Below are 24,003 nucleotides of genomic sequence, written 5' to 3'. Positions count from 1 at the left end.
GGACCGGGGCGGGGGTGCCCGCGGTCGTACCGCGCCGTACGGCTTCGTTTCGCGCCGTTCCGGGGGAGGCTCGCACCACGGAGCGTCGACGACGCGAACCCCGGGTGAACAGCGGGACCGGGCCGTACTCGCATGATGCTGCGCTCACATCACATCGAGGGTCGCCCGTCGCCTGCTCCCACGTTCGAACACCGCCAGCAGCACGACGGCGAGCAGCGCGTACCCGGCGCCCGTCCCGAGTTCGGCGGCGAGAGCCCGGACGTCCAGGCCGGCGCCCGCGGACAACTCACGTGCCGCTCCGGCCGCGTGGGTCAGTGGCAGTACGGCTCCGACGGCACGCATCCACTCCGGAAGATCCTCCCGGGGCACGTTCGCACCGGTCAGCAGCAGGAACGCGGAACTCGCCACGTTCGAGATCAGGAAGACGTCGCGGAAGCGCAGCCCCAGCGCCCCGAGCGCGAGGCCGAAAGCGGAGCATCCCGCCGCGGCGGCGAGCAGAACGGCGGCCAGTCCGGGAAGAGCGCCAACCGGAATCCGCAGACCGAGCAGCAGGCAGGCAGCAGTGAGCGTGAAGGCGCTGATGAGAAGGCCGTTCAATACGTAGGGCAGCGCACGGCTGAACCAGAGCGGAGCCCGGTTCCGGGGACTGAGCAGTACCGCGCCGAGCGTCCCGTAACGGCGTTCGCTGGCGATGGCCATCGTGCCGCCGTGGACGCAGGCGGTGGAGGAGGCGACGACGGCGTTGCCGAGGAGGTGGAAGCGGTCGTCGGCGACCTGGAGCTGACGTCCCAGGAAGACGAAGAAGAGCAGTTGCAGCAGCGGGCCGACCAGCAGGGTGCCGATGAACATCGGGGGCGTCGTCCAGTTGAAGAGCGCCCGGTAGGACAGGGCGCCCCCGGTCACGACCAGCCGCAGAGCGGCGGTTCCCCTCCCGCCTCCGTGGCTTCGCTTCGTGACGGCCGGATCCGGTGTGTCGACGGGCATACGGGACAACTCCTGGTTCAGGTGGTCAGTGCTCAGGTGCACAGGTGCACAGGTGCTGAGGTGCTGAGGTGCTGAGGTGCTGAGGTGCTCAGGCCAGGGAGAGGGTGGCGGCGGCCCGCGCGCTGTTCGACGCGGCCCAGGACCAGGACGGCACCCAGCGCGTACAGCGCGCCGAGAGCGAGGGCCGCGGCCATCGGGACCAGCACCTCACCGGCCCCCGTGCCTCCCGAGGTCGCCGCGTGGACCGCCCGCGAACCCCATGTGGTGGGCAGCGCCCAGGAAACGGGACGGGTCCATTCCGGCAGCACGGTGGCGGGCACGAGCATCCCGGACAGCATCCACACGGGCGCGTCCAGCGGGTTGGCGAGTGCGTTGGCGTTGCGCAGCAGCACGAACGTGGCGGCGAGCAGCAGACCCATCATCCCGAGCGACATGACGCACACGGGTACGGCGATCAGGAAGAGCAGCGGATGACCGAAGTCGAGCGGCACGTCGAACAGCACCGCGCCCCAGACCACCGAGGACCAGATGCCCATGAGGCCCGCCCCGACGGCCGCCGTGAGCAGCCGGTCGGGGTCGTCGGACGCGCGGAAGAGGTAGACGGCGAGGGTCGCGTACACCAGGGGCACGAGCACGGCGAAGGTGATCTCGATCGGTGAGCGGCTCATGTACGAGACGTGCGTGCGCACTCCGACGGCGATCAGGCGCAGGGCCCTGGCGGGAGTCGTGCCACGGCGGCTCATGCCGCGGCCTCCCTTGCCGTCTCCTCCGAGGCTCCCTTCTCGGCTCCTGTCTCCGCTTCCGTCTCCGCTCCTGTCTCTGTCGTCGCTTCTGCCTCCGTTCCCGCCCCCGCTTCCTCCTCCGCCTCCGCTTCCGCCTCCTCGACGATCGCGATGCAGGCGTCCTCCAGGGAGGGTTCATGTGTGACGACCCGTCCGACCCTGACCCCGTGGAGCGCCGCGAGCACCTGTGCGTGCAGTTCCGCTCCGCGTTCCGTCGCACGATGACGGCCTGCCTGCCGCCCCGGTCCTCTGCGGCCACCCCGAGCACACCCGCCAGGTGCCGGATGCGGTCGAGGTGTTCGTCACCCGCTCCGTGGGCCTCGATCTCCAGGATGCCGCGCTCCTGGACCCGCTCCTTGAGCCGGTCCGGGGTGCCGAGCGCCCGGATGGTGCCGCCCGCGATGACCGCGATCCGGTCGCACAGCTCATCGGCCTCGGCCATGTAGTGCGTGGTCAGCAGTACGGTCGTGCCGCCGGACCGCAGATCAGCGATGGTGCGGCGCAGGTCTCTCGCCGCCACCGGGTCGACGCCGATGGACGGTTCGTCGAGGAACAGGACGTCAGGCCGGTGCAACAGGCCCCGTGCGATGTGCAGCCGCTGCCGCATCCCGCGCGAGTACCCCTCGACGTGTTCCCTCTCGCGGCCGGTGAGGCCGACCAGGTCGAGCAGTTCAGCGATCCGCCGCTTCTGGTCGCGCGGTTCGACGGCGTACAGCTCGGCGAAGTAGCGCAGGTTGTCGAGGGCTGAGAGCCGGTCGTACAGACCTCGGTCGCCGCCGAAGACGTAGCCGATCCTGCGCCGGACGGCGACGGGCTCCGACGCCACGTCGTGCCCCAGTACCCGGGCCGAGCCGGAGGTGGGCAGCAGCAGGGTGTTGAGCATCTTGATGGTGGTCGTCTTGCCCGCGCCGTTGGGGCCGAGGAGACCGAAGAGCTCGCCGCGTGCCACGTCGAAGGTGACCCCCCGCACGGCCTGTGTCTCGGTGCGGCGCGGACGCAGGAAGCCGGTCCGGCTGGTGTAGGTGCGGCGAAGGTTCTCCGCCTCGATCGCAAGCATGGCGGGCACGCTAGGACGGGCTTTACCGCACCCGCCATCAATTCGGGAACCGCCGAATCGTCCCCGGCCCCGCCGAACCGCCGCCCGGCAGACCTGCCGCTCAGGACACCGCGCGCAGCACGTCCTCCCCGGACAGCAGCGCGAGCAGGGCCCGGCCGGTGTCCGTGAGCTGGTAGTACACGCTGCGGCCGATCCGGTGCCGGGTGACGACATCCGCCTCCGCGAGCACCGACAGGTGCTCCGAGACCGTGCTCGGCGCGAGCCCCAGCCGGTCGGATATCCCGGCCGTGGTGAGCGGCCCGCCGAGCTGCCGCAGGACGGAGGCCCGGCCCCGCCCGAGCGGGAGTCCGAGCCGGTCACCGGTATCGGCCGGATCCGGTCGCGGTTCACGCAGCGCGGCCGCGCCACGGGCCTGGAAGGAGACCGCCAGCACCTCGGGGTCATCGGTGGAGTAGAGCCGGCAGCCCTCCGCGAAGACGACCGGCACGAGCAGGAGCCGCCGTTCGCCCGCCCGGTACTGCGCGTCGATGTGCTTGGTCAGCTCAAGGACGGGAGGCGTCCATCTGGCACGGCTCTCCAGACCGGCGAAGAGCGCGTCGACGCCTTCGGTGGCGAAGGTCCGTGCACGGATGAGGACTTCGTCCTCGACGAGCCGGCGCATCGTGGGCCAGTGCGCCGCCAACGCGCCTTCCCAGTAAGCCGCGTACGCGTCGGCCAGCGCCCCGCAGGCCGCCTCGGGATTTGCCAGGTACGGACGGATCTGCGGGTGGTCCTCAAGCCCCGCGTAATGCTCGGCCACCCCGGCCCGTACGACATCGGCCGGAGTCGCCCTGACCGTCTCCAGCTCCGCCTCGATGGACGTGGCCCCCACCGGCCGGGGCAACAGGAAGTCCGGGAAGCTCAGCAGACCGTCGGTCAGCAGCCGCAGCGCGTGCGTCCGGTCGTCCTCCCTCAGCACCTCCCGCGCACGCACCACCCAGTCCTGGTAGGGCAGGGAGAGGGCGCGGTGCGGCAGCGCGAGATGGAGGCTGCAGAAGGCGTCCCACAGCGGGCTGATCGCGATCCGCGTCGCGCCGAGCGAGGGCTCGTCCAGCTCGATCCGGATCATCCGGCCGTCCGCCCTGCCGGGGGCACCGGCTCCAGGAAGCCCTCCTCGACCAGCAGCCGGATGGCCTGCGGGGTGCGGTCGCGCAGCAGCACCGGGTCCTCGTTCATCAGCTGGGCGATGGCGTCGAGGATCCGGCCCGCGGGCAGCGATCCGTCGCACACACCCGCGAACCCCGCTCCGACCGCGTCGACCTTCGTCGCGCGCCGCATACCGCGGTTCTGACGGAGCACCACGTGCTCGGGGTCCTCCGCGCCCGGCAGCCCGACCTGCTCCTGCACCACCTCGGCCGCCAGGGTGAAATGGCCGGTCAGCAACGCCGCGTCGTCCTGCTCCCGCAGGTAGTCCTGACGGGCGAAGTGCGCCTCGATGGCCGGGCCGAGCGGCTGCTCCACCGCGTGCGGCCACTCCTCGATCACGATCGACGCGTCCCCCGCGGCGGCCGCGGCGGACTTCCGCAGCGTGATCCAGCCGAAGCCAACGCCCTTGGTCCCACTGGCCTCGAACTCGTCCAGCCAGGCGTCGTACCGCGCCGCGTACTCCGCGGGCTCCGTGCGGTGGTCGCCGCTGTCGCGCAGCCACAGCTCCGCGTACTGCGTGACGTCCTGGACCTCGCGCTGCACGATCCAGGCGTCACAGCCCTGCGGCACCCAGGAGCGCAGCCGGTCCTGCCACTCCTCGTCCTCCGTGTGCTGCCAGTTGGCCAGGAAATGGGCGTACCCGCCCTCGTTCAGCCGCTCGCCTGTCTGCTGCACCAGGGTCCGGCACAGGTCGTCGCCCGCCATGCCGCCGTCGCGGTAGGTGAGCCGGGCGCCGGGCGAGATGACGAAGGGCGGGTTGGAGACGATCAGGTCGTACGTCTCCCCGGCGACCGGTTCGTAGAGGGAGCCCTCGCGCAGATCGGCCGGGGCCGCGCCGGACAGGGCGAGGGTGAGCCGGGTGAAGCCGAGGGCGCGCGGGTTGAGGTCGGTGGCGGTGACCCTGGTGGCGTGCTGCGAGGCGTGCAGTGCCTGGATGCCGGAGCCCGTGCCGATGTCGAGGGCGGTGGCGACGGGCCTGCGGACGGTGATGCCGGCGAGAGTGGTGGAGGCGCCGCCGATCCCGAGGACGACGCCCTCCTCGTGCGAGCCGATGCCGCCCGCGCCGCCGACGGCGCAGCCCAGGTCGGAGACGATGAACCAGTCCTGGCCGTCCGGTCCGCCGTAGGGGCGTACGTCGACGCTCGCGCGCACCTCGCCGTCCGACTCGGTCAGCCAGCCGTCCGCCACGCATTCCGGCAGCGGCAGCACGGCGGCCGCCCGCCCGGCGGGGACCGGGTGCTGGAGGAGGAAGAGCCGCACGAGCGTGTCGAGCGGTGCGTCGCCCCGGGTGGCACGCAGCGCCGGGACGGTCTCACTGCGCGCGAGCGCGGCGTAGGCGGGTGCGCCGAGCAGGTCGAGGAGCCCGTCGGCGGTGAAGGCGGCGGCGAGCAGGGCTTCGCGGAGCCGGGTCGCATGGTCGGGTGCGGGAAGGCTGGTCTTACTCACGTGACCCATTGTGACGGCTCCCACTGCCAACGGCAGCGGCCCGTTGACCCATCGGGCCAACGGGCCGCTCGTACGACCGCCGGCCCGGGGTCGTACAGCTGCTCGTCCGGGTTGTGCGGGCGGCCGTGTCGGAGAGCCGTCCGGTTACGACTTCTCGCCGGGCGAGGCGGAAGAAGACGCCTCCTTCGAGTCCTTGGCGCCCTGCGATTCCTTCGCGTCCTTCGGGTCCTTCGCGTCCCCGGAGCTCTTCGAGTCCTCGGAGCCCTCGGAGTCCTTCGAGGGCGAAGCCGACTTCGAGGTGCCGGCCGACGGCGATGCGGGGGCCGTCGGCTTCTGGCAGCCCTTCTGCTTGGCCATCGCGCTGCCGACCTCGCCGGACTGGAGCTTCTTCAGCGCCTGGTCACCGTTGGTGCTGATCTTGTTCAGCTCGTCAGCGATGCCCTTGAGGCCGTCGGCGAACTTCGCCTGGTCCTTCGTGTTGAGGTCATCGACCTTCTTCTGCAGATTCGCGTAGGCCACGGAGGAGGCGTTGAGCTCCTTCACGGCTTCCTTCTGCGTGGTCTCGCCGTCGTCGACCGGCGGCGGGCCCGCCGAGTCGACCGCCGAGCCCAGCGCCTTGTAGGCCTGGGAGATCTGCTGGAAGGCGGCCGAGTCGGTCTTCTGGACGTCGGCGGGCTTGCTGTTGTCGGCGGTCTGCTGCTGGATGGAGGCGTTGGCGTTCGCGATCTTCTGCAGCTGGGGCTGGACCTGGTCACAGACCTTCTTGGCCCAGTCGTTCACCTTGTTGTCGCTGTCGTCGCTGCAGCCCGACAGCGTAAGTACCAGTACCGCACCGCCGGACAGCGCGGCCGCAAGCTTCTTGTTCACCGGATTGGTCCCTTCCAAGGCTCTCGGCCCCGGAACTTACACGTCGAACGCCCTGCATTTGGGCGCCCGGAGTCCGATGGGTGGGCTTTTGCAGCCATTTGCACCAAGCGAAATGAGGGAGATACAACTCACCCACTCGGCCCCGGCGCACGGGAACACCTGATCGAGCAAGCGCCCTGCCGGCCGACGGACGGGCGGAGCATCAGAATGCCCCACCCGTACGCTTCCTGACCTTGTGTCGGCTACCCGCTACGGCCACCCGCAGCACTGTCGACGCGGCCGCCCTGCGACGGCCGGCTCATTTTACGGCCGCCGGATCGGACGGCCGGGCCGAGCTGCCTCCGCCCCCTCCGCCGGAGTCGCCGTCGTCCCCCACGGCGATCCCGCGACGCTTGGAGACGTAGACCGCACCGATGATGACGACGATGGCGAGCACCGCGACCACCGCGCGCACCCCGGCGTTCGCGTCCTCGCCGTAGCTGAACTTCACCACGGCGGGCGCGATGAGCAACGCCACCAGGTTCATCACCTTGAGCAAGGGGTTGATCGCCGGCCCGGCCGTGTCCTTGAACGGGTCACCGACCGTGTCACCGATGACGGTCGCGGCATGGGCGTCGCTCCCCTTGCCACCGTGGTGACCGTCCTCGACGAGCTTCTTGGCGTTGTCCCACGCACCGCCGGAGTTGGCGAGGAAGACCGCCATCAGCGTCCCGGTGCCGATCGCACCGGCGAGATACGAGCCGAGCGCCCCGACCCCGAAGCTGAATCCGACCGCGATCGGCGCCAGCACCGCCAGCAGACCGGGCGTGGCCAGCTCGCGCAGCGCGTCCTTGGTGCAGATGTCGACGACGCGCCCGTACTCCGGCTTCTCGGTGTAGTCCATGATCCCGGGGTGCTCACGGAACTGCCGCCGCACCTCGTAGACGACGGCCCCGGCGGACCGGGACACGGCGTTGATGGCCAGGCCGGAGAAGAGGAAGACGACCGCGGCGCCGAGGATCAGGCCCACCAGGTTGTTGGGCTGCGAGATGTCCAGGCTCAGCCCCATCTCCCCGGCCGAGGCTCCGACATCGTCGACCGCGGTGGCGATCGCGTCGCGGTAGGAGCCGAAGAGCGCCGCCGCCGCCAGCACGGCGGTCGCGATGGCGATGCCCTTGGTGATGGCCTTGGTGGTGTTGCCGACGGCGTCCAGGTCGGTGAGGACCTGGGCACCGGCGCCGGTCACATCACCGGACATCTCAGCGATGCCCTGGGCGTTGTCGGAGACCGGGCCGAAGGTGTCCATGGCGACGATGACCCCGACGGTGGTGAGCAGTCCGGTACCGGCCAGTGCCACCGCGAAGAGCGCCAGCATGATCGACGTACCGCCGAGCAGGAACGCTCCGTAGACGCCGAGCCCGATCAGCAGCGCGGTGTAGACGGCGGACTCCAGACCGATGGAGACACCGGCGAGTACGACGGTGGCCGGCCCGGTCAGCGAGGACTTGCCGATGTCCTTGACCGGACGCCGGTTGGTCTCGGTGAAATAGCCCGTGAGCTGCTGGATCAGGGCTGCCAGCACAATACCGATGGCGACGGCGACCAGCGCGAACACCCGCGGGTCCCCGCCGTGCGAGGTGATGGACTCATCGGTGACACCGTCCAGATCCGCGTATGTGGACGGCAGATAGACGAAGACCGCCACAGCCACCAGGACCAGCGAGATGACCGCCGAGATGAAGAACCCTCGGTTGATGGCGGTCATCCCGCCGCGGTCGCTGCGGCGCGGCGCGACCGCGAAGACGCCGATCATCGCGGTGATCACGCCGATCGCCGGCACGATGAGCGGGAAGGCCAGTCCCGCGTCACCGAACGCGGCCTTGCCGAGGATGAGCGCGGCGACCAGCGTCACGGCGTACGACTCGAAGAGGTCCGCCGCCATGCCCGCGCAGTCCCCGACGTTGTCGCCCACGTTGTCCGCGATGGTGGCGGCGTTGCGCGGGTCGTCCTCCGGAATGCCCTGTTCCACCTTGCCGACCAGGTCCGCGCCGACGTCGGCCGCCTTGGTGAAGATGCCGCCGCCGACCCTCATGAACATCGCGATCAGTGCCGCTCCGAGCCCGAAGCCCTCCAGCACCTTGGGCGCGTCAGCGGCGTATCCGAGCACCACACAGGAGGCGCCCAGAAGCCCGAGGCCCACGGTGATCATGCCGACCACACCCCCGGTACGGAATGCGATCTTCATTGCTTTGTGCGAAACGGCGGTGAGATCCTTTTCCGGCTCACCTTCTGCGGGAGTCGCCTCACGCGCGGCGGCGGCGACCCGCACATTGCTCCGTACGGCGAGCCGCATACCGATGTATCCGGTGGCCGCCGAGAAAAGCGCACCGACCAGGAAGAACACCGAACGCCCCGCGCGCTGCGACCAGTTGTCGGCCGGAAGCAGGAGAAGCAGGAAGAAGACGACGACGGCGAAGATACCTACGGTTCGCAACTGCCGGGCCAGATAGGCATTCGCGCCTTCCTGGACGGCCGCCGCGATCTCCTTCATACGATCGGTGCCCTCACCGGCCGCCAGCACCTGCCGGGCCAGCAGCCGGGCGACCAGCAGTGCCGCGAGGGCGACGACCGCGACGACGATCACGATGACTCGGTTGTCATCGGTAAGCACCGCTGCGGCGAGAGTGGTGGGTGGGTCGGAAAGTGCGGAAAACTGCGTCAGTTCTGCCAGTGGTGTGGTGCCGAACCCCGCCATACGTCCTCCTTGACGCTCAGCGCTCAAGACGTGGACGGATTGTAGGGAGCGGAACACGATCAAAACAGTGCGCGGTAAATGTAATTGACCTTCATCCACCGAACGGCAATTGATCACCTTCGCGGACTGGATCGAATGCAGTAATGGGGCAGGCGCATTCTTCGTAGATCACTGATCAAGCAGGAACAGTCGCGCGAAAATAAAAAGGCCCTGCTCAGCAGGGCCTCGAAAAGCGACGATCGGCGGACTCGCGCGCCACCGGCCCGGCCGGACCGGCCCGGGACGCGCCCCTCTCAGGGACGTACGGCCGCCGGATCTCAGGGAAGTACGGTCGCCGGCGTCTTCGGCCAGCTCATCCGGATGACTCCGCCGTCCGCGCCGGATCTGACTTCCACGTCGTCGACCAGGCCGCTGATGACGGCGAGGCCCATCTCGTCCTCGCCGTCGCCCTCAGGATCGGGTTCCGGCTCGTCCGGCCCCACGCCTGACGCGGCGCCGCCCCGTCCGGACGTGCCGGGTACGGAACCGTCGCTGCCCGGCCCAGGCACCTCGTCGCCGACCTCGATGGAGAAGGATTTCTCCTCCTCGGTCAGGACGACCGTGACAGGAGCGGTGATGCCGTGGCTGCGGTGCAGCCCGACCGCGCGGCTGCAGGCCTCTCCCACGGCGAGCCTGACCTCGTCGAGCACGGCCTCGTCGACCCCGGCCCGGCGCGCCACGGCAGCCGCCACGAGGCGGGCCGTTCTGACGTGTTCGGGCTGGGCGCTGAAGCGGAGTTCAACGGTGGCCATGCGATCCCCCTCGAACGTACGTGTGTGCATCCAGGAACCGGGCAGATGGCCCGGCACCCCTGGCTCTTCTCTCCGGCTCACCGTCGGCCGGCGCGGTTGCCCGGCAACCACCGGACTGCCGCCCGCCGGATGTTGTACGGCGAGAGTTCAACCACTGCCCTGACAGCTGGCAGCCCATCCGAACAGCTCACGGCTGACGGCTGATCCACAGCCGATGACTGACCCGGCAACCGGCACTGATCCGCCGACCGACGCTGGTCCGATCGCGTGAGCGACCGGTCAGCAACCGGACCGGCGAACAGACCGGAAAAATAGATCAGCCGACGACCGCCGAACGGGTGACAGACCGACCTCGTACCGACGCCGGACCGATGTCGGTACCGATGCCGAAGAGCCGGATCATCGACCGCCGACAGGCCGCCCAGGCGGCCGCCGTGGCCCCGGCCGTCTTCCTCCGGAGCCATCGACGGCACCTGCCACCACGGCTATGCCCGCTACCGCCGGACCGGCCCTTGAGCCGGTCCGACCGCGAGCCTGCCGTCAGTCGGTTGCCTCGACGGCCTCGTCGACCGTGTTGTGAATCGGGAACACCTTGGTGAGACCGGTGATCCTGAAAATCTTGAGAATGCGCTCCTGGTTGCAGACCAGGCGCAACGAGCCCTCATGGGCCCGCACACGCTTCAAGCCGCCCACGAGCACGCCGAGGCCGGTGGAGTCGAGAAAGTCGACGCCTTCCATGTCGACAACCAAGTGGTAGCTGCCGTCATTCACCAACTCGACCAACTGCTCGCGCAGCTTGGGCGCGGTATATACATCAATCTCGCCACCGACCTCGACGACCGTACGGTCGCCACCAGGGCCGGACACATTGCGAGTCGACAAGGACAGGTCCACGGATCCTCCAGCACCTTGCTATCGAGCGGTCGCCCCTCGGTCTCCCCGGCGGAGCCAGGGGACGGATCGCCAGCCGCGATGGCATTCAATCACTTACCAGCTGCCATGCACGACGCCTTGGGACCATTGTCCGCCTCGCCAGTGACACACTCGGTGCCGATGGCCAAGAATCTCCGCCCCAGTCGACCGCCCGAGAGCGGGGGCTTCCGCCCCTCTCCGGACGTGGTCCTCGACCGGCTCGCCGCAGGGGCGGGCCGGGCCGCGCGCATCACTCATACGGAGCACCTGCCCCCGCGTACGGGAACCCATGCCATCTGGCCCGATCGCATCCGTCCAGAAGTGATCGCCGCCATCCAGCGGGCCGGAATCGATCATCCCTGGGCCCATCAGGCGGCCGCTGCGGAGCACGCGCTGGACGGCGAGTCGGTCGTCATCGCCACCGGCACCGCCTCCGGCAAGTCGCTGGCGTACCTCGCCCCGGTCCTCAGCGCCCTCCTGGACGGCTCAGAGGCTCCCAACGGCCGTGGTGCGACCGCTCTCTACCTCGCCCCCACCAAAGCCCTGGCCGCCGACCAGAGGCGCTCCGTGAAGGAACTCGCGGCTCCGCTGGGCAACGGGATCCGTCCCGCGGTCTACGACGGCGACACCCCCGTCGAGGAACGCGAATGGGTACGCCAGTACGCCAACTACGTCCTCACCAACCCGGACATGCTGCACCGCGGGATACTCCCGTCCCATCCCCGCTGGTCCTCCTTCCTCCGCGCCCTGCGCTATGTCGTCATCGACGAGTGCCACACCTACCGAGGTGTCTTCGGCTCGCACGTCGCCCAGGTGGTGCGCCGGCTACGCCGCCTGTGCGCCCGCTACGGCGCCGACCCCGTGTTCCTGCTGGCCTCCGCCACCGCGGCGGAGCCCTCGGCCTCGGCGGGGCGCCTGACCGGCCTCCGGGTCGTCGAGGTCGCCGATGACGCCTCCCCGCGCGGCGAACTGGTCTTCGCCCTGTGGGAGCCGCCCCTGACCGAGCTGCACGGCGAGAAGGGCGCTCCCGTACGCCGCACCGCCACGGCGGAAACCGCGGACCTGCTCACCGACCTGACCGTGCAGGGTGTGCGCTCGGTCGCCTTCGTACGCTCCCGGCGCGGCGCCGAGCTCATCTCCGTCATCGCCAAGGAACGCCTCGCGGAGGTCGACCCCTCCCTTCCCGCCCGCGTCGCCGCCTACCGCGGGGGGTATCTCCCCGAGGAACGCCGCGCCCTGGAACGCGCTCTGCACTCCGGTCAGCTGCTCGGCCTGGCCGCCACCACCGCCCTCGAACTCGGTATCGACGTCTCCGGCCTGGACGCCGTCATCATCGCGGGCTACCCGGGTACGCGGGCTTCGCTGTGGCAGCAGGCCGGCCGCGCGGGCCGCGCGGGTCAGGGCGCCCTCGCCATCCTGGTGGCGCGGGACGACCCGCTGGACACCTTCCTCGTCCACCACCCGGAGGCGCTGTTCCAGCAGCCCGTGGAATCGACCGTCCTCGATCCGGACAACCCGTACGTCCTGGCCCCCCATCTGTGCGCCGCCGCCGCTGAGCTGCCCCTCACGGAGGCCGATCTGGCACTCTTCGGCCCCGCCGCCACCGACCTGCTGCCACAGCTGGAAGCCGCGAAGCTGCTCCGCAAAAGGTCCTCGGGCTGGCACTGGACCCGCCGCGAACGGGCCGCGGACCTCACCGACATCCGGGGGGAGGGCGGCCGCCCCGTCCAGATCGTCGAGGAGGGCACCGGACGGCTGCTGGGCACCGTCGACGAGTCCGCCGCCCACGCCGCCGTCCACGAGGGCGCCGTCCACCTCCACCAAGGCCGCACCTACCTGGTCCGGAAGCTGGACCTCGACGACTCGGCGGCACTGGTCGAGGAGGCGAACCCGCCGTACTCGACGACCGCGCGCGACACCACCGCCATCGCCGTCCTGGAGACCGACACCGAGATCCCGTGGGGCGACGGGCGCCTCTGCTACGGCTCCGTGGAAGTCACCAACCAGGTCGTCTCCTTCCTGCGCCGCAGACTGATCAGCGGAGAGGTGCTGGGCGAGACCAAACTGGACCTTCCGCCCCGCACCCTGCGCACCCGCGCCGTGTGGTGGACGGTCACCCAGGACCAGCTCGACGCCGCCCGGATCAACCCGGAGATCCTGGGCGGCGCGCTGCACGCCGCCGAGCACGCGTCGATCGGGATGCTGCCGCTCTTCGCCACCTGCGACCGCTGGGACATCGGCGGCGTATCCGTACCGCTGCATCCGGACACCCTGCTGCCGACGGTCTTCGTGTACGACGGCCACCCAGGAGGCGCCGGGTTCGCCGAACGGGCCTTCCACACCGCGCGCGGCTGGCTGACGGCCACGCGGCAGGCCATCGCCTCCTGCGAGTGCGACGCGGGCTGCCCGTCCTGCATCCAGTCCCCGAAGTGCGGCAACGGCAACGAACCGCTGCACAAGCGCGGCGCCGTGCGCCTGCTCACCGAACTCCTCCGATCCGCGCCTCCGGAGCAGCCCGAGCCGCATGCCCCTCCGGACTCCCCGGCGCCGCGGCAATCACCGGGCTCGCCGGAGCCGTCGGACTTGCCGGGCCCCTCGGAGCCGTCGGACTCATCGGACTCATCGGACTCATCGGACTCATCGGAGCCGTCGGAGCCGTCGGACTCCTAGGAGCACTCGGAGCCGTCGGACTCGCCCGAGCCGCCTGACCAGCCCGAGCCGCCTGAACCGCCGACGGGCCGGTAGCCACAGGTGGCGCCGTCGCCGGTCCTGCCCGGGACCTGATCTCCGGCGCGTAGGGCCCGAGGCGCACCCGGGCCGCCACATCCGCGATCTCCCCCTGCACGGCGCACCGCACCACTTCCGCCCCCTGCGCTCCGGCAACCTGCCGAGCGGCCCGGCACGCCTCGGCCTCTCCGTCCAAGGCCCGGTCCGCAGCTGCCAGGGCCGCCAGGTCGGCCGCGCCTCCGGCCCGGTGCCGGGCCACCACCACCTGCCCGAGCGCCAGCACCACGGCGAACACCGTGCACAGCGTCACCGTGGCCACCGCCGCCCACACTGTGGCCAGCCCCCGGTCCCGCCGCCCGCAACGCCTGTAGCGCCCGCACAGCCGTCGCAGCCACTCGCCCGGCACCCACAGCCGCCGCCCCGCCCGGATCACGGCGTCACCCCCACCATGTCCTCGGCCGACGCCACAGCCTCCGCTCCCAGCGTGACGGCCAGCCGCCCGGGGCCCGGGGTCGGCGCGGTCACCCTGACCCGCCACAGCTCCCCGTCCCGTCGCACCTCGACCCCAGCCCGGTCCGGCGCCGCTGAGAGGGCGGCCTCCCGCACCCTCGCCTCCGGCTCCGAGCGGGCCGCCGCCCGCGCGCCGGCCCTTGCCGCGTCCACGCACCGGATCTGAGCCGATGCCGCCATCAGGGCCCACACCAGGGCAAGGGTGAACACCGCCAGCACCGGAATCGCCATGGCGGCCTCCGCTGTCACCGCTCCCCTGTCACTCCACGGCTCCGCCGGACCAGATCGCTCCCCGGATCGCTCCCGAAGCCGCGCCGGCACCGCCGCGCCGCTCTCAGAACTTCGCATCAAGGGCGTCCTTCAGCAGTGACTGCAACTGCGCCATGACCGGTGCGCTGGTGACCACCTTGTAGAGCACCGCGGCGAACGCACAGGCGGCGATCGTCCCCACCGCGTATTCGGACGTCGTCATACCACTGTCAGTCCGGGTCGCGCGCATCAGACTCCGCACCCAAACCATCAGTTTCTGCTTCATTTCAACCCCCACGAGACAGCTTTCTACCTGAATTGACCTATTAATCTCATTAGCCTCTTCTGGCGCTTCAGTGATTCAGCAGCCCCGTCGCCAGACCGATCACCACAGGCGCCACTCCCACCATGAGAAAGGCGGGGAGGAAGCAGAGCCCGACGGGCGCGGTGATCAGGACGCCGGCCCTCTGGGCACGCGCCACCGCAGCACTCGACCGCTCGGCCCGCATCGCTTCGGCCAGCCTGGAAACCGGCTCCGCCGCCGGAGCGCCGGTATCAGCCGCCCGGTCCAGACAACGGGCCAGCGCGGCGGCACCCGGTATCTCCCCGAACCTCCCCCACGCGACGGCGGGATCCCCTCCGAGCCGGATTTCCGCCGCCGTACGCGCAAGTTGCTCACCGACCGGCCCGCCCAGCGACTCCCCCACGGCCTCTGCCGCCTCCCGCGGACCGGCCCCGACGGAGATGCAGGCCGCCAACAGGTCAGCGGCCAGCGGAAGCCTGCGTACGACCTCTGCGGCATCCACCGTCTCCTGGGCACGCGGCGCCTTTCCCGCCCGAGCCCGCTGCCACTGCCAGGCGCCGTACCCCGCAGCCAGGCCAACGGCCCAGCCCAACAGGCCGCCCACCAGAACCCAGCCCGCCGGCACGACAGCCAGCAGCGCCGCCCACTGCCCGGCCGGGAGACCCGCCATCCGCCGCCCGAGCCACCACGGCACCCGGCCGAAAGCACCGGTTCCGACGCGAGGGCGCACCGGCCCCCGCTCATCCACCGCCAGAATCACCGCCCCCCTGCGCCGCACCCGCCGCCCGGTCCGCCGACGGGTCAGGGCAAGCACCAACTGGGTACACGCCCAGGCCGCCACCCCGACGACCCACACCTGATGGACGACCCCACCGAACCCGGCGCTCACAGCGCTTCTCCCGCCCGGACGATCCGGCCGGACCAGAGCAGACCGGCCGCTTCCAGCAGACCGCCCAGCACCAGGCACACCAGCCCGGCCGTGCTGTGCAGCAGCACCTTCAACGGGTCCGCGCCGAGCGCGGCTCCGAGCCCCATGCCCAGCACGGGCAACACAGCCAGCACCACGACCGTCGACCAGGCCCCGGCCAGTTGCGCCCGCAGCTCCTCCCTGCGGCGCCGCTCGGCCCGCAACGAGCCCTCCAGCCGGTCCAGACCGGCCGCGAGTCCGGCCCCGCCGTCCACCGCCACCCGCCAGCACGCGGCCACTCCGGCGAGCCCGTCCAGGCCCGGTTCGCCCGCCGCCTGCCCCAGCGCTCCCGGGACATCACCCCCGAACTGCGCCGCGGCCGACACCCCCGCCTCGGCCTCGCCCATCACCCCCGTTCCGCGGACCGCGACGAGCAGCGCCTGCCCCGGTTCACGGCCTGCCCTCAGCTCACCCACCACCGCACCGCACAGCGTCACCACCCCGTCCGCCCGGCGCTCCCGCTCCTTGCGCGACTCCCTCCCCCGCAGCCATCGCCGCACCAACGGCACCGCGACCGCCCCGGCGGCCATCGGCAGCACCGACTCACCAAGGATCCCCAGAACCAGAGCCACCGGCAGGCACAGCAACTCGCGCCGCCCGCCCAGCCACGCCTGGAGCCGACTCCGGCCGCTCTCCCAACGCTCGGAGAGGTGCGAGTCGCCGGCCCCTACGGCCAGCAACGCCCTTGTCCTCCTCCTTGCTTGCTCCCGGCCGGCCACCATCACCCAGGCCGCCGCTCCCGCGCACAGCGCCGCCGCGTGCACCGCCGCCGGCATCCCCACCTCCGGAATCCCCAACTCCGTGCCACCGGTCACAGAGCACCCCCGATCAACGACCTCAACCGCTCCCAGCCCCGCTCTTGTTCGAACCCGGCAGTGCCCCACCGCAGTGCCGGTACAGTCACCACCAGCCCCGCCGGATCGCGCTCAAGCACCTGAATCTCGGCGATCCGGCGCCGCCCGGCCCGGTCCCGTACGAGATGAACCACCACGGACAACGCCGCCGCCAACTGGCTGTGAAGCGCTGTCCGGTCCAGTCCCGCCGCCGTCCCCAACGCCTCCAGCCGGGCCGGGACATGCTCGGCAGCGTTCGCGTGAAGCGTCCCTGAGCCGCCCTCATGGCCGGTATTCAGCGCAGCCAGCAACTCCGTGACCTCCGCACCCCGCACCTCCCCGACGACCAACCGGTCGGGCCGCATGCGCAGGGCCTGCCGCACCAGGTCCCGAAGCGTCACCCGCCCGGCGCCCTCCTGGTTCGCAGGACGCGATTCCAGCCGGACGACATGGGGATGGTCCGGACGCAACTCCGCGGAGTCCTCCGCGAGCACAATCCGCTCCCGCTCACCCACCACACCCAGCAGGCTCGCGAGGAGCGTCGTCTTCCCCGCCCCCGTTCCCCCGCTGATGAGGTAGGAGACCCGGGCCTCCACCAGCGCCCGCAACACCCGGTCGCCGCCCGGCGGAACCGTCCCCGCCGCGACCAGCTCGCCCAGCGAGAAGGCTTTGGGCCGGACCACCCGCAATGACAGACAGGTCGATCCGACGGACACCGGCGGCAGCACGGCGTGCATCCGGGTCCCGTCCGGAAGCCGCGCGTCCACCCAGGGCCTGGCATCGTCCAGCCGCCTCCCGGCCACGGCGGCGAGCCGCTGCGCGAGCCTGCGCACCGCCGCCGCGTCGGTGAAGGTCACCCCGGTCAGTTCGAGACCGCGACCCCGGTCCACCCACACCCGGTCGGGCGCGGACACCAGTACATCGGAGACCGCCGGATCCGCGAGGAGGGGCTCCAGGACTCCGGTCCCGACCAGCTCGCCCCGCAACTCATCGGCCGCACAGAGCACTTCGGTGTCGCCGAGCAGTCGCCCCTGCGCCCGCAGCGCGGCCGCGACTCCGGCCGGGGTCGGCGCCGCTCCGCTCTGCGCCAGCCGCTGCCGGACTGCATCAAGCAGGGCCTCGGTCATGAGGCACCTCCAGCGGCCGGGCCCACGACGCCCTCACCGGCGAGGGCCCGGTCCCAGAAGGCCGAACAGAACCTGGCAAGCGGTCCGCGGGCGTTCCCGCCGGGCGGCTCCCCCGCATCCTGTTCCGCCAGCAGCCCTCGCTCTATGGGGAGTTCACCGGCAAGCGGCAACTTCATGGCGTGCGCCACCCACTGTTCGTCGAGGCCGGAGGCGTACGGCCCGCGCGCCACCACCCGGAGGTCGTCGAGCACCATCCCCGCCATCGACGCGACGCGTTTCGCCGCCGCGACCGCCCGCAGCTCCCCCGGTACCACCACAAGCCCGAGATCCAGTTGCGCAAGAGCCTCGGCCACCGCCTCGTCGACACGGCGCGGCAGATCGACGACCACCACTCCGCCGAGCCTGCGCGCGGCGGCCAGGACCGCCTGCATCGCCTGCGGCGGAATGACCACCCAGTCGTCGCGGCCCCAGCTGAGCACCCGCAGCCCGTGCAACGCGGGCAGAGACTCCTCCAGGGCCCCGCCGCCGACCCGACCCTTGGAATGGGCGAAATCAGGCCACCTCATGCCCTCTGCCCGTTCGCCGCCGAGCAGCACGTCGATGCCGCCGCCCAGCGGATCACCGTCGATCAGCATGGTCCGCCGCCCGCCCCTCGCCGCGGTCACCGCCAGCGCGCAGGCCAGCGTGGACGCACCGGCGCCGCCCCGGCCGCCGATCACTCCGACGGTGAGCGCCGGCCTTCCGACACCTTCTGTCGCGTTGGCGATCTGATCGACCAGCCAGTTCTCCGAATCGGGCAGCCGCAGCACGTACTCGGCCCCGATCTCCACGGCTCGGCGCCAGACATCGGGCGCGTCCCGGTCACGGCCGACCAGTATCACGCCCCGCCTGCGAGCCGCTCCCAGGCAGCGCTGCGCCGCGTCGTCACCGACGAGAACCATGGGGGCCCGCTCCCAGCCCCCTCGCCGGTCCGGCAACGTGTGGTGGACCTCGGGCTCCGCGCCGGCGGCCGCACACAGCCTCAGCAGATCGTCGAGCAGATCCACATCCTCGGTCACGATCAACGGTCCGCCGCGCCTCGGACCGACGGCCTTCAAACGATCCCGTGCGCTGGATTCAGCCACGCTCCCAACCCCCTTCTTCACTCACCTTCACCGCGGTTCGCGGCGATCTCGGCATGAACCGAGAACGGTGATTCCGGAACCCGCGGACTTCACGGGTGGAATCACGGTGCAGCGCTTCAGGAAATCGTGTGGATCTTGCTCAAAAACTGTGGACAACTCTGCCGTTGTGAATATCCCCGTCGCTCGAACCGGCGACTTCCGGAGAGCAGCCCTTCGTTCACGGACCGTGACGATGCATGCTGATGGGAGTTCAACGCGATGGCCGGCCACAACGGCCGAGAAGGAGGAGAAATGCGTGATCCCGAGCGGCAGAAACGCGTCCGGACATGCGACGACCCCCGCCGGGGGGGAGAGCGGGGGTCGTCCCCACGGCCGACTCGGGGGGGGAGGAGCCGGACCGGGTTAGCACGGTCGCGAACGATCCGTGACTACCATGGTGTACCCGAGCACCTTCTCAGGCAAACCCACGCGCCGGAGTTTACGCCGAATGGCGGGCCCCTATGCTCTGCCTTGTGGAAAACTGCTTCTTGCCGCGCACAGCAGCCTTCTTTGACCTGGACAAGACGGTCATTGCGAAGTCTTCGACACTGACCTTCAGCAAGTCCTTCTACCAAGGCGGGCTGATCAACCGCCGTGCCGTACTGCGCACTGCGTACGCACAGTTCGTGTTCCTTGCCGGGGGCGCAGATCACGACCAGATGGAGCGGATGCGCGAGTATCTGTCAGCCCTCTGCAAAGGCTGGAACGTCCAGCAGGTGAAGGAAATTGTCGCCGAGACCCTGCACGATCTGATCGACCCGATCATCTACGACGAAGCGGCGACGCTGATCGAGGAACACCACACCGCAGGACGCGACGTGGTGATCGTCTCGACCTCCGGCGCCGAAGTCGTCGAACCGATCGGGGAGCTGCTCGGCGCCGATCGCGTTGTCGCCACGCGCATGGTCGTCGGTGACGACGGGTGCTTCACGGGCGAGGTCGAGTACTACGCGTACGGGCCGACGAAGGCGGAGGCCATCAAGGCCCTCGCCCTGTCCGAGGGCTACGACCTCGCACGCTGCTACGCCTACAGCGACTCCGCGACCGATGTGCCGATGCTGGAGTCGGTCGGCCATCCGCACGCGGTGAATCCCGACCGCGCCCTGCGCCGCGAGGCGACCCTCCGCGAGTGGCCGATTCTCGTCTTCGACCGCCCTGTCCGCCTCAAACAGCGACTGCCCGCCTTCTCGCTGCCGCCGCGCCCGGCGCTCCTGGCGGCGGCCGCAGTGGGCGCGGCCGCCCTCACCGCCGGAGTCGTCTGGTACACCGCCCGCCGGCGCACCGCTGCGGCGTCCGCGTGATACAGCCAGCCCCGAATAAGGGGCACGCCTAATTGAACCAACTCGTCCGTAATTGAAACCAAAAGTAAAGAAGTGCCGCCACCACTACCGCTCACCCGGCCCCAGGAGTACAAAGGACTCAACGGCCCGCGAGACCAAGGACATCCGTGAGGATGACCTGTAACGCAGAAAAGGCCCCACGGACCGCGCATGAAAACCGGGCACCCACGCGACGTCGACCCGTCGATTACGGGCCAGCCGCACCAGGGACGGGCAAGGTACCCGGCCTGATGGGCATATATCGAGGACGCTTGGTAACTGGGTGGACATGCCAGCGGCGGTACCTAGGACGGTACCGCCGCAACCCATTTCACCAGGCACCTCCGGGCATCCCCATTCGGCCGGACGCCGACTGACGGCGGAGCCGACGGGAGCCTCCAGGCACCCCACCGCTCACGCAGCCGCCCACACGGCTCCTTACGCGGCGCCGCGCTGGAGCGCCTCACAGACCGCCGTCGACTCCCTGACGCCCAGTTCCGCCGCGCGCCCGCTGTGCGCGATCCAGGACGCCATACCTTCCGGCGTTCCGGACAGATACCCCTCGAAAGCCGCTACGTAGGCCGCCCGCCCCTGCTCGGCGTGACCGACCTCTGCCGGACAGATCGACTTGGGGTCGAGCCCGCTCCCGATCAGCACGATCCGCTCGGCGGTCCGCGCGACCAGACCGTTGTACGAGCCGAAGGGGCGCAGCGCCAGCAGCTCACCGTGCACGACCGCGGCCGTCACCAGCGCAGGCGCTTCACTCCCCGAAAGAATGAGCCCGCTGAGCCCTTCCAGCCGGCCCGCCACCTCATCGGCATCGGGCAGCGGCGCTTCGATCAGCGGCTCGTCGACCGGCTCGCCCGCCAGCCGGGGCCGCCCGACGGCATCCTCGGGTGCCGCGCCGCCGGCCGCCACCAGATGCAGCCTCGCCAGTACACGCAACGGCGACTGCCGCCAGATGGAGAGCAGCTGCCCCGCCTCGGCGGTCAGCCGCAGAGCCGCTCCGACCACACGCGCTTCACTGTCCCCGGTGAAGTCGGTACGCCGGCGCACCTCTTCCAGGTTCCAGTCGGCGCCGGAGAGCGCAGCCGACCCGCGGGCGCCCCGCAGGGCCGCCTCCGAGGTGACCTCGTTGCTGCGGCGCCGCATGACGCGGTGGCCGTAAACGCGGTCGACGGCCTTGCGTACGGAGTCCACCGCATCCGTCACGCCCGGGAGCGTGGCCAAGGTGGCGAGCGGGTCCGAGGAAGTCGTACTCATAAGTAGCGAGGCTACGCGCCCCCTGCGCACCCGCTGCCCCGGAGTGGCCTTCTTCACGAAGCGTGAAAACAGATAGCAATCGAGCCACTACCCTAGGTGAACATGAAGATCGCTTTCGTAGGGAAGGGCGGCAGCGGCAAGACCACGCTGTCCTCGCTCTTCATCCGCCACCTTGCCGCCAATGAGGCCCACGTCGTCGCGGTGGACGCCGACATCAACCAGCACCTCGGGGCCGCGCTCGGCCTCGACGAGGAGGAGGCCGCGGCACTGCCCGCCATGGGAGCGCAGCTGCCTCTGATCAAGGAGTATCTGCGCGGCAGCAATCCCCGCATCGCTTCCGTCAAGACGATGATCAAGACCACGCCGCCCGGCGAGGGCTCACGACTGCTGCGCGTGAACGAGGACAACCCGATCTACGACGCGTGCGCCCGCACGGTCGGGCTCGACGACGGGGACATCCGGCTGATGGCCACCGGGCCGTTCACCGAATCGGATCTGGGCGTGGCTTGTTACCACTCCAAGGTCGGCGCGGTCGAGCTCTGCCTCAACCATCTCGTCGACGGCCCCGAGGAGTTCGTCGTCGTCGACATGACCGCCGGATCGGACTCCTTCGCCTCGGGGATGTTCACCCGGTTCGACATGACGTTCCTGGTCGCGGAGCCGACGCGTAAGGGAGTCTCGGTCTACCGGCAGTACAAGGAGTACGCGCGTAATTTCGGGGTCGCGCTGAAGGTCGTCGGCAACAAGGTGCAGGGCGAGGACGACCTGGAGTTCCTGCGAGCCGAGGTCGGCGACGATCTGCTGGTCACTGTCGGCCATTCCGACTGGGTGCGGTCCATGGAGAAGGGCCGCCCCGCCCGTTTCGAGCTGCTGGAGGCGGACAACCGGATGGCCCTGCAGGCCCTGCAGAACGCCGCGGAGGACTCGTACGGGCAACGCGACTGGGAGCGCTACACGCGACAGATGGTGCACTTCCATCTGAAGAACGCGGAGAGCTGGGGCAACGAGAAGACGGGAGCCGACCTGGCCGCCCAGGTGGACCCCGCGTTCGTGCTCACCGAGCACCACGTCCGGGCCGGGGCGGCCCAGCCCGCCTGATCAGACGGTGCCCTGACCGATACCGACACCGGAACCGGCACCCCAGAAATGGCCTGCCAGTGCCGGACGGACAGATTCCGGTCCGTCCGGCACCAGCAGGCCTCGTTCGTCAGTGCCCGGCGGACGCCTTCGCGGCGAACTTTTCCTTGGCCTGCCTGTCCTTGGCCGGGCTCGCGGCCCCGCCAAGGAAGGACGTCCAGCTCTTCGTCGGCGCCTCACCGACCTTCAGCGTTCCGAGCTTCGCGAGCGTCGCCGGATCCTGCGCGTCCAGCCAGTCCGCCAGCTGCTTCAAGGAGACGCAGCGGACGCCTTCCTTGGGGCAGACGGTCTTGATCGTCTCCTCGATGGCGCGCATGTACGTGCCACCGTTCCAGGATTCGAAGTGGTTGCCGATGATCAGCGGGGCACGGTTTCCGTCGTACGAGCGGTCGAAGGCCTGGAGCAGACCGTCGCGCATCTGGTTGCCCCAGTACTCGTGCTGGTCCGGGTCACCCTGCGTCGTACCGGACTGGTTGAACATGAAGTTGTAGTCCATCGACAGGGTCTCGAACTCGCGCCCCGGCACCGGGACGAGCTGCATCGAGAGATCCCAGATGCCACTCTTCTTCTTCGGCCAGACCTGGTCGTTGACACCGCTGGAGTCGTAGCGGAAGCCCATCGAGCGGGCGGCCGCCACCATGTTCTTCTGCCCCTCCAGGCAGGGAGTGCGACCGCCGATGAGCTCCTTGTCGTAGTCGAAGGGCAGCGGCTTCATGCCCTTGAGCTCGGGATCATTCGACTTCCAGCCCTTCACGAAGGACTTCGCCTGGTTGATCTCGCTCTTCCACTCGGCAACGGACCAGGTGCCGACGCCGCCGTCCTCGCCGCAGAAGTGGCCGTTGAAGTGAGTGCCGATCTCGTTGCCGTCCAGCCAGGCGCCGCGGACCTGAGTGAGGGTGTCCCGGATTCCCTTGGTGTCGTTGAAGCCGATGTCGGAGCTGCCGGCGTTGTGCTTGGGCGGGTCGTAGAGCTTCCGCTTCGCCTCCGGCAGCAGGTAGACGCCGCTGAGGAAGTACGACATGGTCGCGTCGTACTTCTTGCCCACATCCCGGAAGTGCGAGAAGAGCTGCTGGCTGTCCTCCCCCGCTCCGTCCCACGAGAACACCACGAACTGCGGCGGCTTTTGACCGGGGGCCAGCCGCTGCGCGGCGGGCTGCTTCGGCTGCGCGCCGGTGAAAGACGTGGAACCGTCTCCGATGAGCCGGAACACACTCTTGGGAGCCTCAGGCTTCTTCTCCGTCCCGGCCGCACCGTTCGCGGAACCGGCGGCAGCGGCACCGCCTGCCGCCCCGTTCGCCGTGCCGGGCCCGGACGCGCCCGAACCGTGGGTCGCCCCGGAGCAGCCGGCCACGCCCGCGACCAGCGCGACGGCCATGACGCCCAGAGCGATCCTCTTCGCGGCGGCCATCATCCGCCCACCCTCTTCCTTCTCTTCCGTGCAGGTTTGATTGCGCTGAAGTGCCGACATGGCGCGGTCAAACTCGCACGCGTCGCACACAAATCCGTGCGACAGGCCGAATGAAAAGCTGCCTATTCACTGGAATGGGTGGTTAGATGGCCCATTTGCCCTCAATCATGGACACAGATCTTTACTCTCCATTACGATCTGTTTACCGAGAGTTGAGATATCCCGCCGCTGCACGCCG

General features: G+C 70.1%; 20 protein-coding genes and 2 pseudogenes. 3 read left to right on the top strand and 19 right to left on the bottom strand.

Features of this window, described 5'->3' with window-relative positions:
• Positions 1-144: 144 nt before the first annotated feature.
• The 10 genes and pseudogenes from RLT59_RS20870 to RLT59_RS20825 all read right to left on the bottom strand — a co-directional run bounded on the left by RLT59_RS20870 (position 145) and on the right by RLT59_RS20825 (position 10,740).
• Positions 145-984, bottom strand: coding sequence for an ABC transporter permease (locus RLT59_RS20870; protein WP_311304791.1), 840 nt, complete (start codon positions 982-984; stop codon positions 145-147).
• Positions 985-1,016: 32 nt separating this feature from the next.
• Positions 1,017-1,727 carry an ABC transporter permease gene (locus RLT59_RS20865; protein WP_311304790.1) on the bottom strand — a complete coding sequence of 237 codons (711 nt, stop codon included), beginning with the start codon at positions 1,725-1,727 and terminating at the stop codon, positions 1,017-1,019.
• A complete protein-coding gene (locus RLT59_RS20860) occupies positions 1,724-1,951 on the bottom strand; it encodes a hypothetical protein (protein ID WP_311304789.1) in 228 nt (75 codons plus the stop codon). Before RLT59_RS20860 ends, RLT59_RS20865 begins: the two co-directional genes overlap by 4 nt.
• A gap of 320 nt (positions 1,952-2,271) precedes the next feature.
• Positions 2,272-2,823 (bottom strand): annotated as a pseudogene (locus tag RLT59_RS20855) (ABC transporter ATP-binding protein); the annotation flags it as partial.
• Positions 2,824-2,923: 100 nt separating this feature from the next.
• Positions 2,924-3,931 (bottom strand): helix-turn-helix domain-containing protein, encoded by a 1,008-nt coding sequence (locus RLT59_RS20850; protein ID WP_311304788.1) that lies wholly within the window; start codon positions 3,929-3,931, stop codon positions 2,924-2,926.
• Positions 3,928-5,463 carry a DUF7059 domain-containing protein gene (locus tag RLT59_RS20845; RefSeq protein ID WP_399125799.1) on the bottom strand — a complete coding sequence of 512 codons (1,536 nt, stop codon included), beginning with the start codon at positions 5,461-5,463 and terminating at the stop codon, positions 3,928-3,930. Before RLT59_RS20845 ends, RLT59_RS20850 begins: the two co-directional genes overlap by 4 nt.
• Before the next feature lie 135 nt (positions 5,464-5,598).
• Complete coding sequence (locus RLT59_RS20840; RefSeq protein ID WP_311304786.1) at positions 5,599-6,321, bottom strand: prolipoprotein diacylglyceryl transferase; 723 nt, start codon at positions 6,319-6,321, stop codon at positions 5,599-5,601.
• Positions 6,322-6,619: 298 nt separating this feature from the next.
• The gene (locus RLT59_RS20835; protein WP_311304785.1) at positions 6,620-9,055 is read right to left on the bottom strand and encodes a sodium-translocating pyrophosphatase; all 2,436 of its coding nucleotides are present in this window, start codon (positions 9,053-9,055) and stop codon (positions 6,620-6,622) included.
• Between the two features lie 317 nt (positions 9,056-9,372).
• A complete protein-coding gene (locus RLT59_RS20830) occupies positions 9,373-9,846 on the bottom strand; it encodes an ATP-binding protein (RefSeq protein ID WP_311304784.1) in 474 nt (157 codons plus the stop codon).
• A gap of 540 nt (positions 9,847-10,386) precedes the next feature.
• Entirely contained in the window at positions 10,387-10,740 is a 354-nt protein-coding gene (locus tag RLT59_RS20825) for an STAS domain-containing protein (RefSeq protein ID WP_024493792.1), read from the bottom strand.
• A 78-nt stretch (positions 10,741-10,818) separates the two neighbouring features.
• Between RLT59_RS20825 and RLT59_RS20820 the strand changes: the two genes are divergently transcribed.
• Positions 10,819-13,428 carry a DNA 3'-5' helicase SftH gene (locus tag RLT59_RS20820; protein WP_311304783.1) on the top strand — a complete coding sequence of 870 codons (2,610 nt, stop codon included), beginning with the start codon at positions 10,819-10,821 and terminating at the stop codon, positions 13,426-13,428.
• Positions 13,429-13,579: 151 nt separating this feature from the next.
• Here the strand turns inward: RLT59_RS20820 and RLT59_RS39400 are convergent.
• From RLT59_RS39400 to ssd, 7 genes and pseudogenes are all read right to left on the bottom strand, one after another.
• Positions 13,580-13,780 (bottom strand): annotated as a pseudogene (locus RLT59_RS39400) (Rv3654c family TadE-like protein); the annotation flags it as partial.
• A gap of 134 nt (positions 13,781-13,914) precedes the next feature.
• A complete protein-coding gene (locus RLT59_RS20810) occupies positions 13,915-14,343 on the bottom strand; it encodes a TadE family type IV pilus minor pilin (RefSeq protein WP_311304782.1) in 429 nt (142 codons plus the stop codon).
• Entirely contained in the window at positions 14,330-14,530 is a 201-nt protein-coding gene (locus RLT59_RS20805) for a DUF4244 domain-containing protein (protein WP_311304781.1), read from the bottom strand. The genes RLT59_RS20810 and RLT59_RS20805 overlap by 14 nt, the downstream gene beginning before the upstream one ends.
• A 67-nt stretch (positions 14,531-14,597) precedes the next feature.
• Positions 14,598-15,437 (bottom strand): type II secretion system F family protein, encoded by an 840-nt coding sequence (locus RLT59_RS20800; protein WP_311304780.1) that lies wholly within the window; start codon positions 15,435-15,437, stop codon positions 14,598-14,600.
• Positions 15,434-16,291: a type II secretion system F family protein gene (locus RLT59_RS20795; protein ID WP_311304779.1), complete on the bottom strand. Its 858-nt coding sequence runs from the start codon at positions 16,289-16,291 to the stop codon at positions 15,434-15,436. Before RLT59_RS20795 ends, RLT59_RS20800 begins: the two co-directional genes overlap by 4 nt.
• Positions 16,292-16,326: 35 nt before the next feature.
• Positions 16,327-17,475, bottom strand: coding sequence for a TadA family conjugal transfer-associated ATPase (locus tag RLT59_RS20790; RefSeq protein ID WP_311304778.1), 1,149 nt, complete (start codon positions 17,473-17,475; stop codon positions 16,327-16,329).
• A complete protein-coding gene (ssd, locus tag RLT59_RS20785) occupies positions 17,472-18,533 on the bottom strand; it encodes a septum site-determining protein Ssd (protein ID WP_311304777.1) in 1,062 nt (353 codons plus the stop codon). Before ssd ends, RLT59_RS20790 begins: the two co-directional genes overlap by 4 nt.
• A gap of 566 nt (positions 18,534-19,099) precedes the next feature.
• Between ssd and RLT59_RS20780 the strand changes: the two genes are divergently transcribed.
• On the top strand, positions 19,100-19,939 hold the full coding sequence (locus tag RLT59_RS20780) for an HAD family hydrolase (protein WP_311304776.1): 840 nt from the start codon (positions 19,100-19,102) through the stop codon (positions 19,937-19,939).
• A 456-nt stretch (positions 19,940-20,395) separates the two neighbouring features.
• On the opposite strand, the gene RLT59_RS20775 is transcribed toward RLT59_RS20780, so the two are convergent.
• Positions 20,396-21,220: a Fic family protein gene (locus RLT59_RS20775; RefSeq protein ID WP_311304775.1), complete on the bottom strand. Its 825-nt coding sequence runs from the start codon at positions 21,218-21,220 to the stop codon at positions 20,396-20,398.
• Positions 21,221-21,322: 102 nt separating this feature from the next.
• Here RLT59_RS20775 and RLT59_RS20770 point away from each other — a divergent pair, with 102 nt between their 5' ends.
• Positions 21,323-22,318 (top strand): ATP-binding protein, encoded by a 996-nt coding sequence (locus RLT59_RS20770; protein WP_311304774.1) that lies wholly within the window; start codon positions 21,323-21,325, stop codon positions 22,316-22,318.
• Between the two features lie 109 nt (positions 22,319-22,427).
• Here RLT59_RS20770 and RLT59_RS20765 read toward each other — a convergent pair whose 3' ends face one another.
• Positions 22,428-23,768, bottom strand: coding sequence for a polysaccharide deacetylase family protein (locus tag RLT59_RS20765; protein WP_311304773.1), 1,341 nt, complete (start codon positions 23,766-23,768; stop codon positions 22,428-22,430).
• Between the last annotated feature and the right edge of the window lie 235 nt (positions 23,769-24,003).

It is taken from the genome of Streptomyces sp. ITFR-6, assembly GCF_031844725.1.
Classification (GTDB): Bacteria; Actinomycetota; Actinomycetes; order Streptomycetales; family Streptomycetaceae; genus Streptomyces.
Note: the sequence above shows the minus strand (reverse complement) of the source record. Positions and strands in the feature narration are given on the sequence as shown.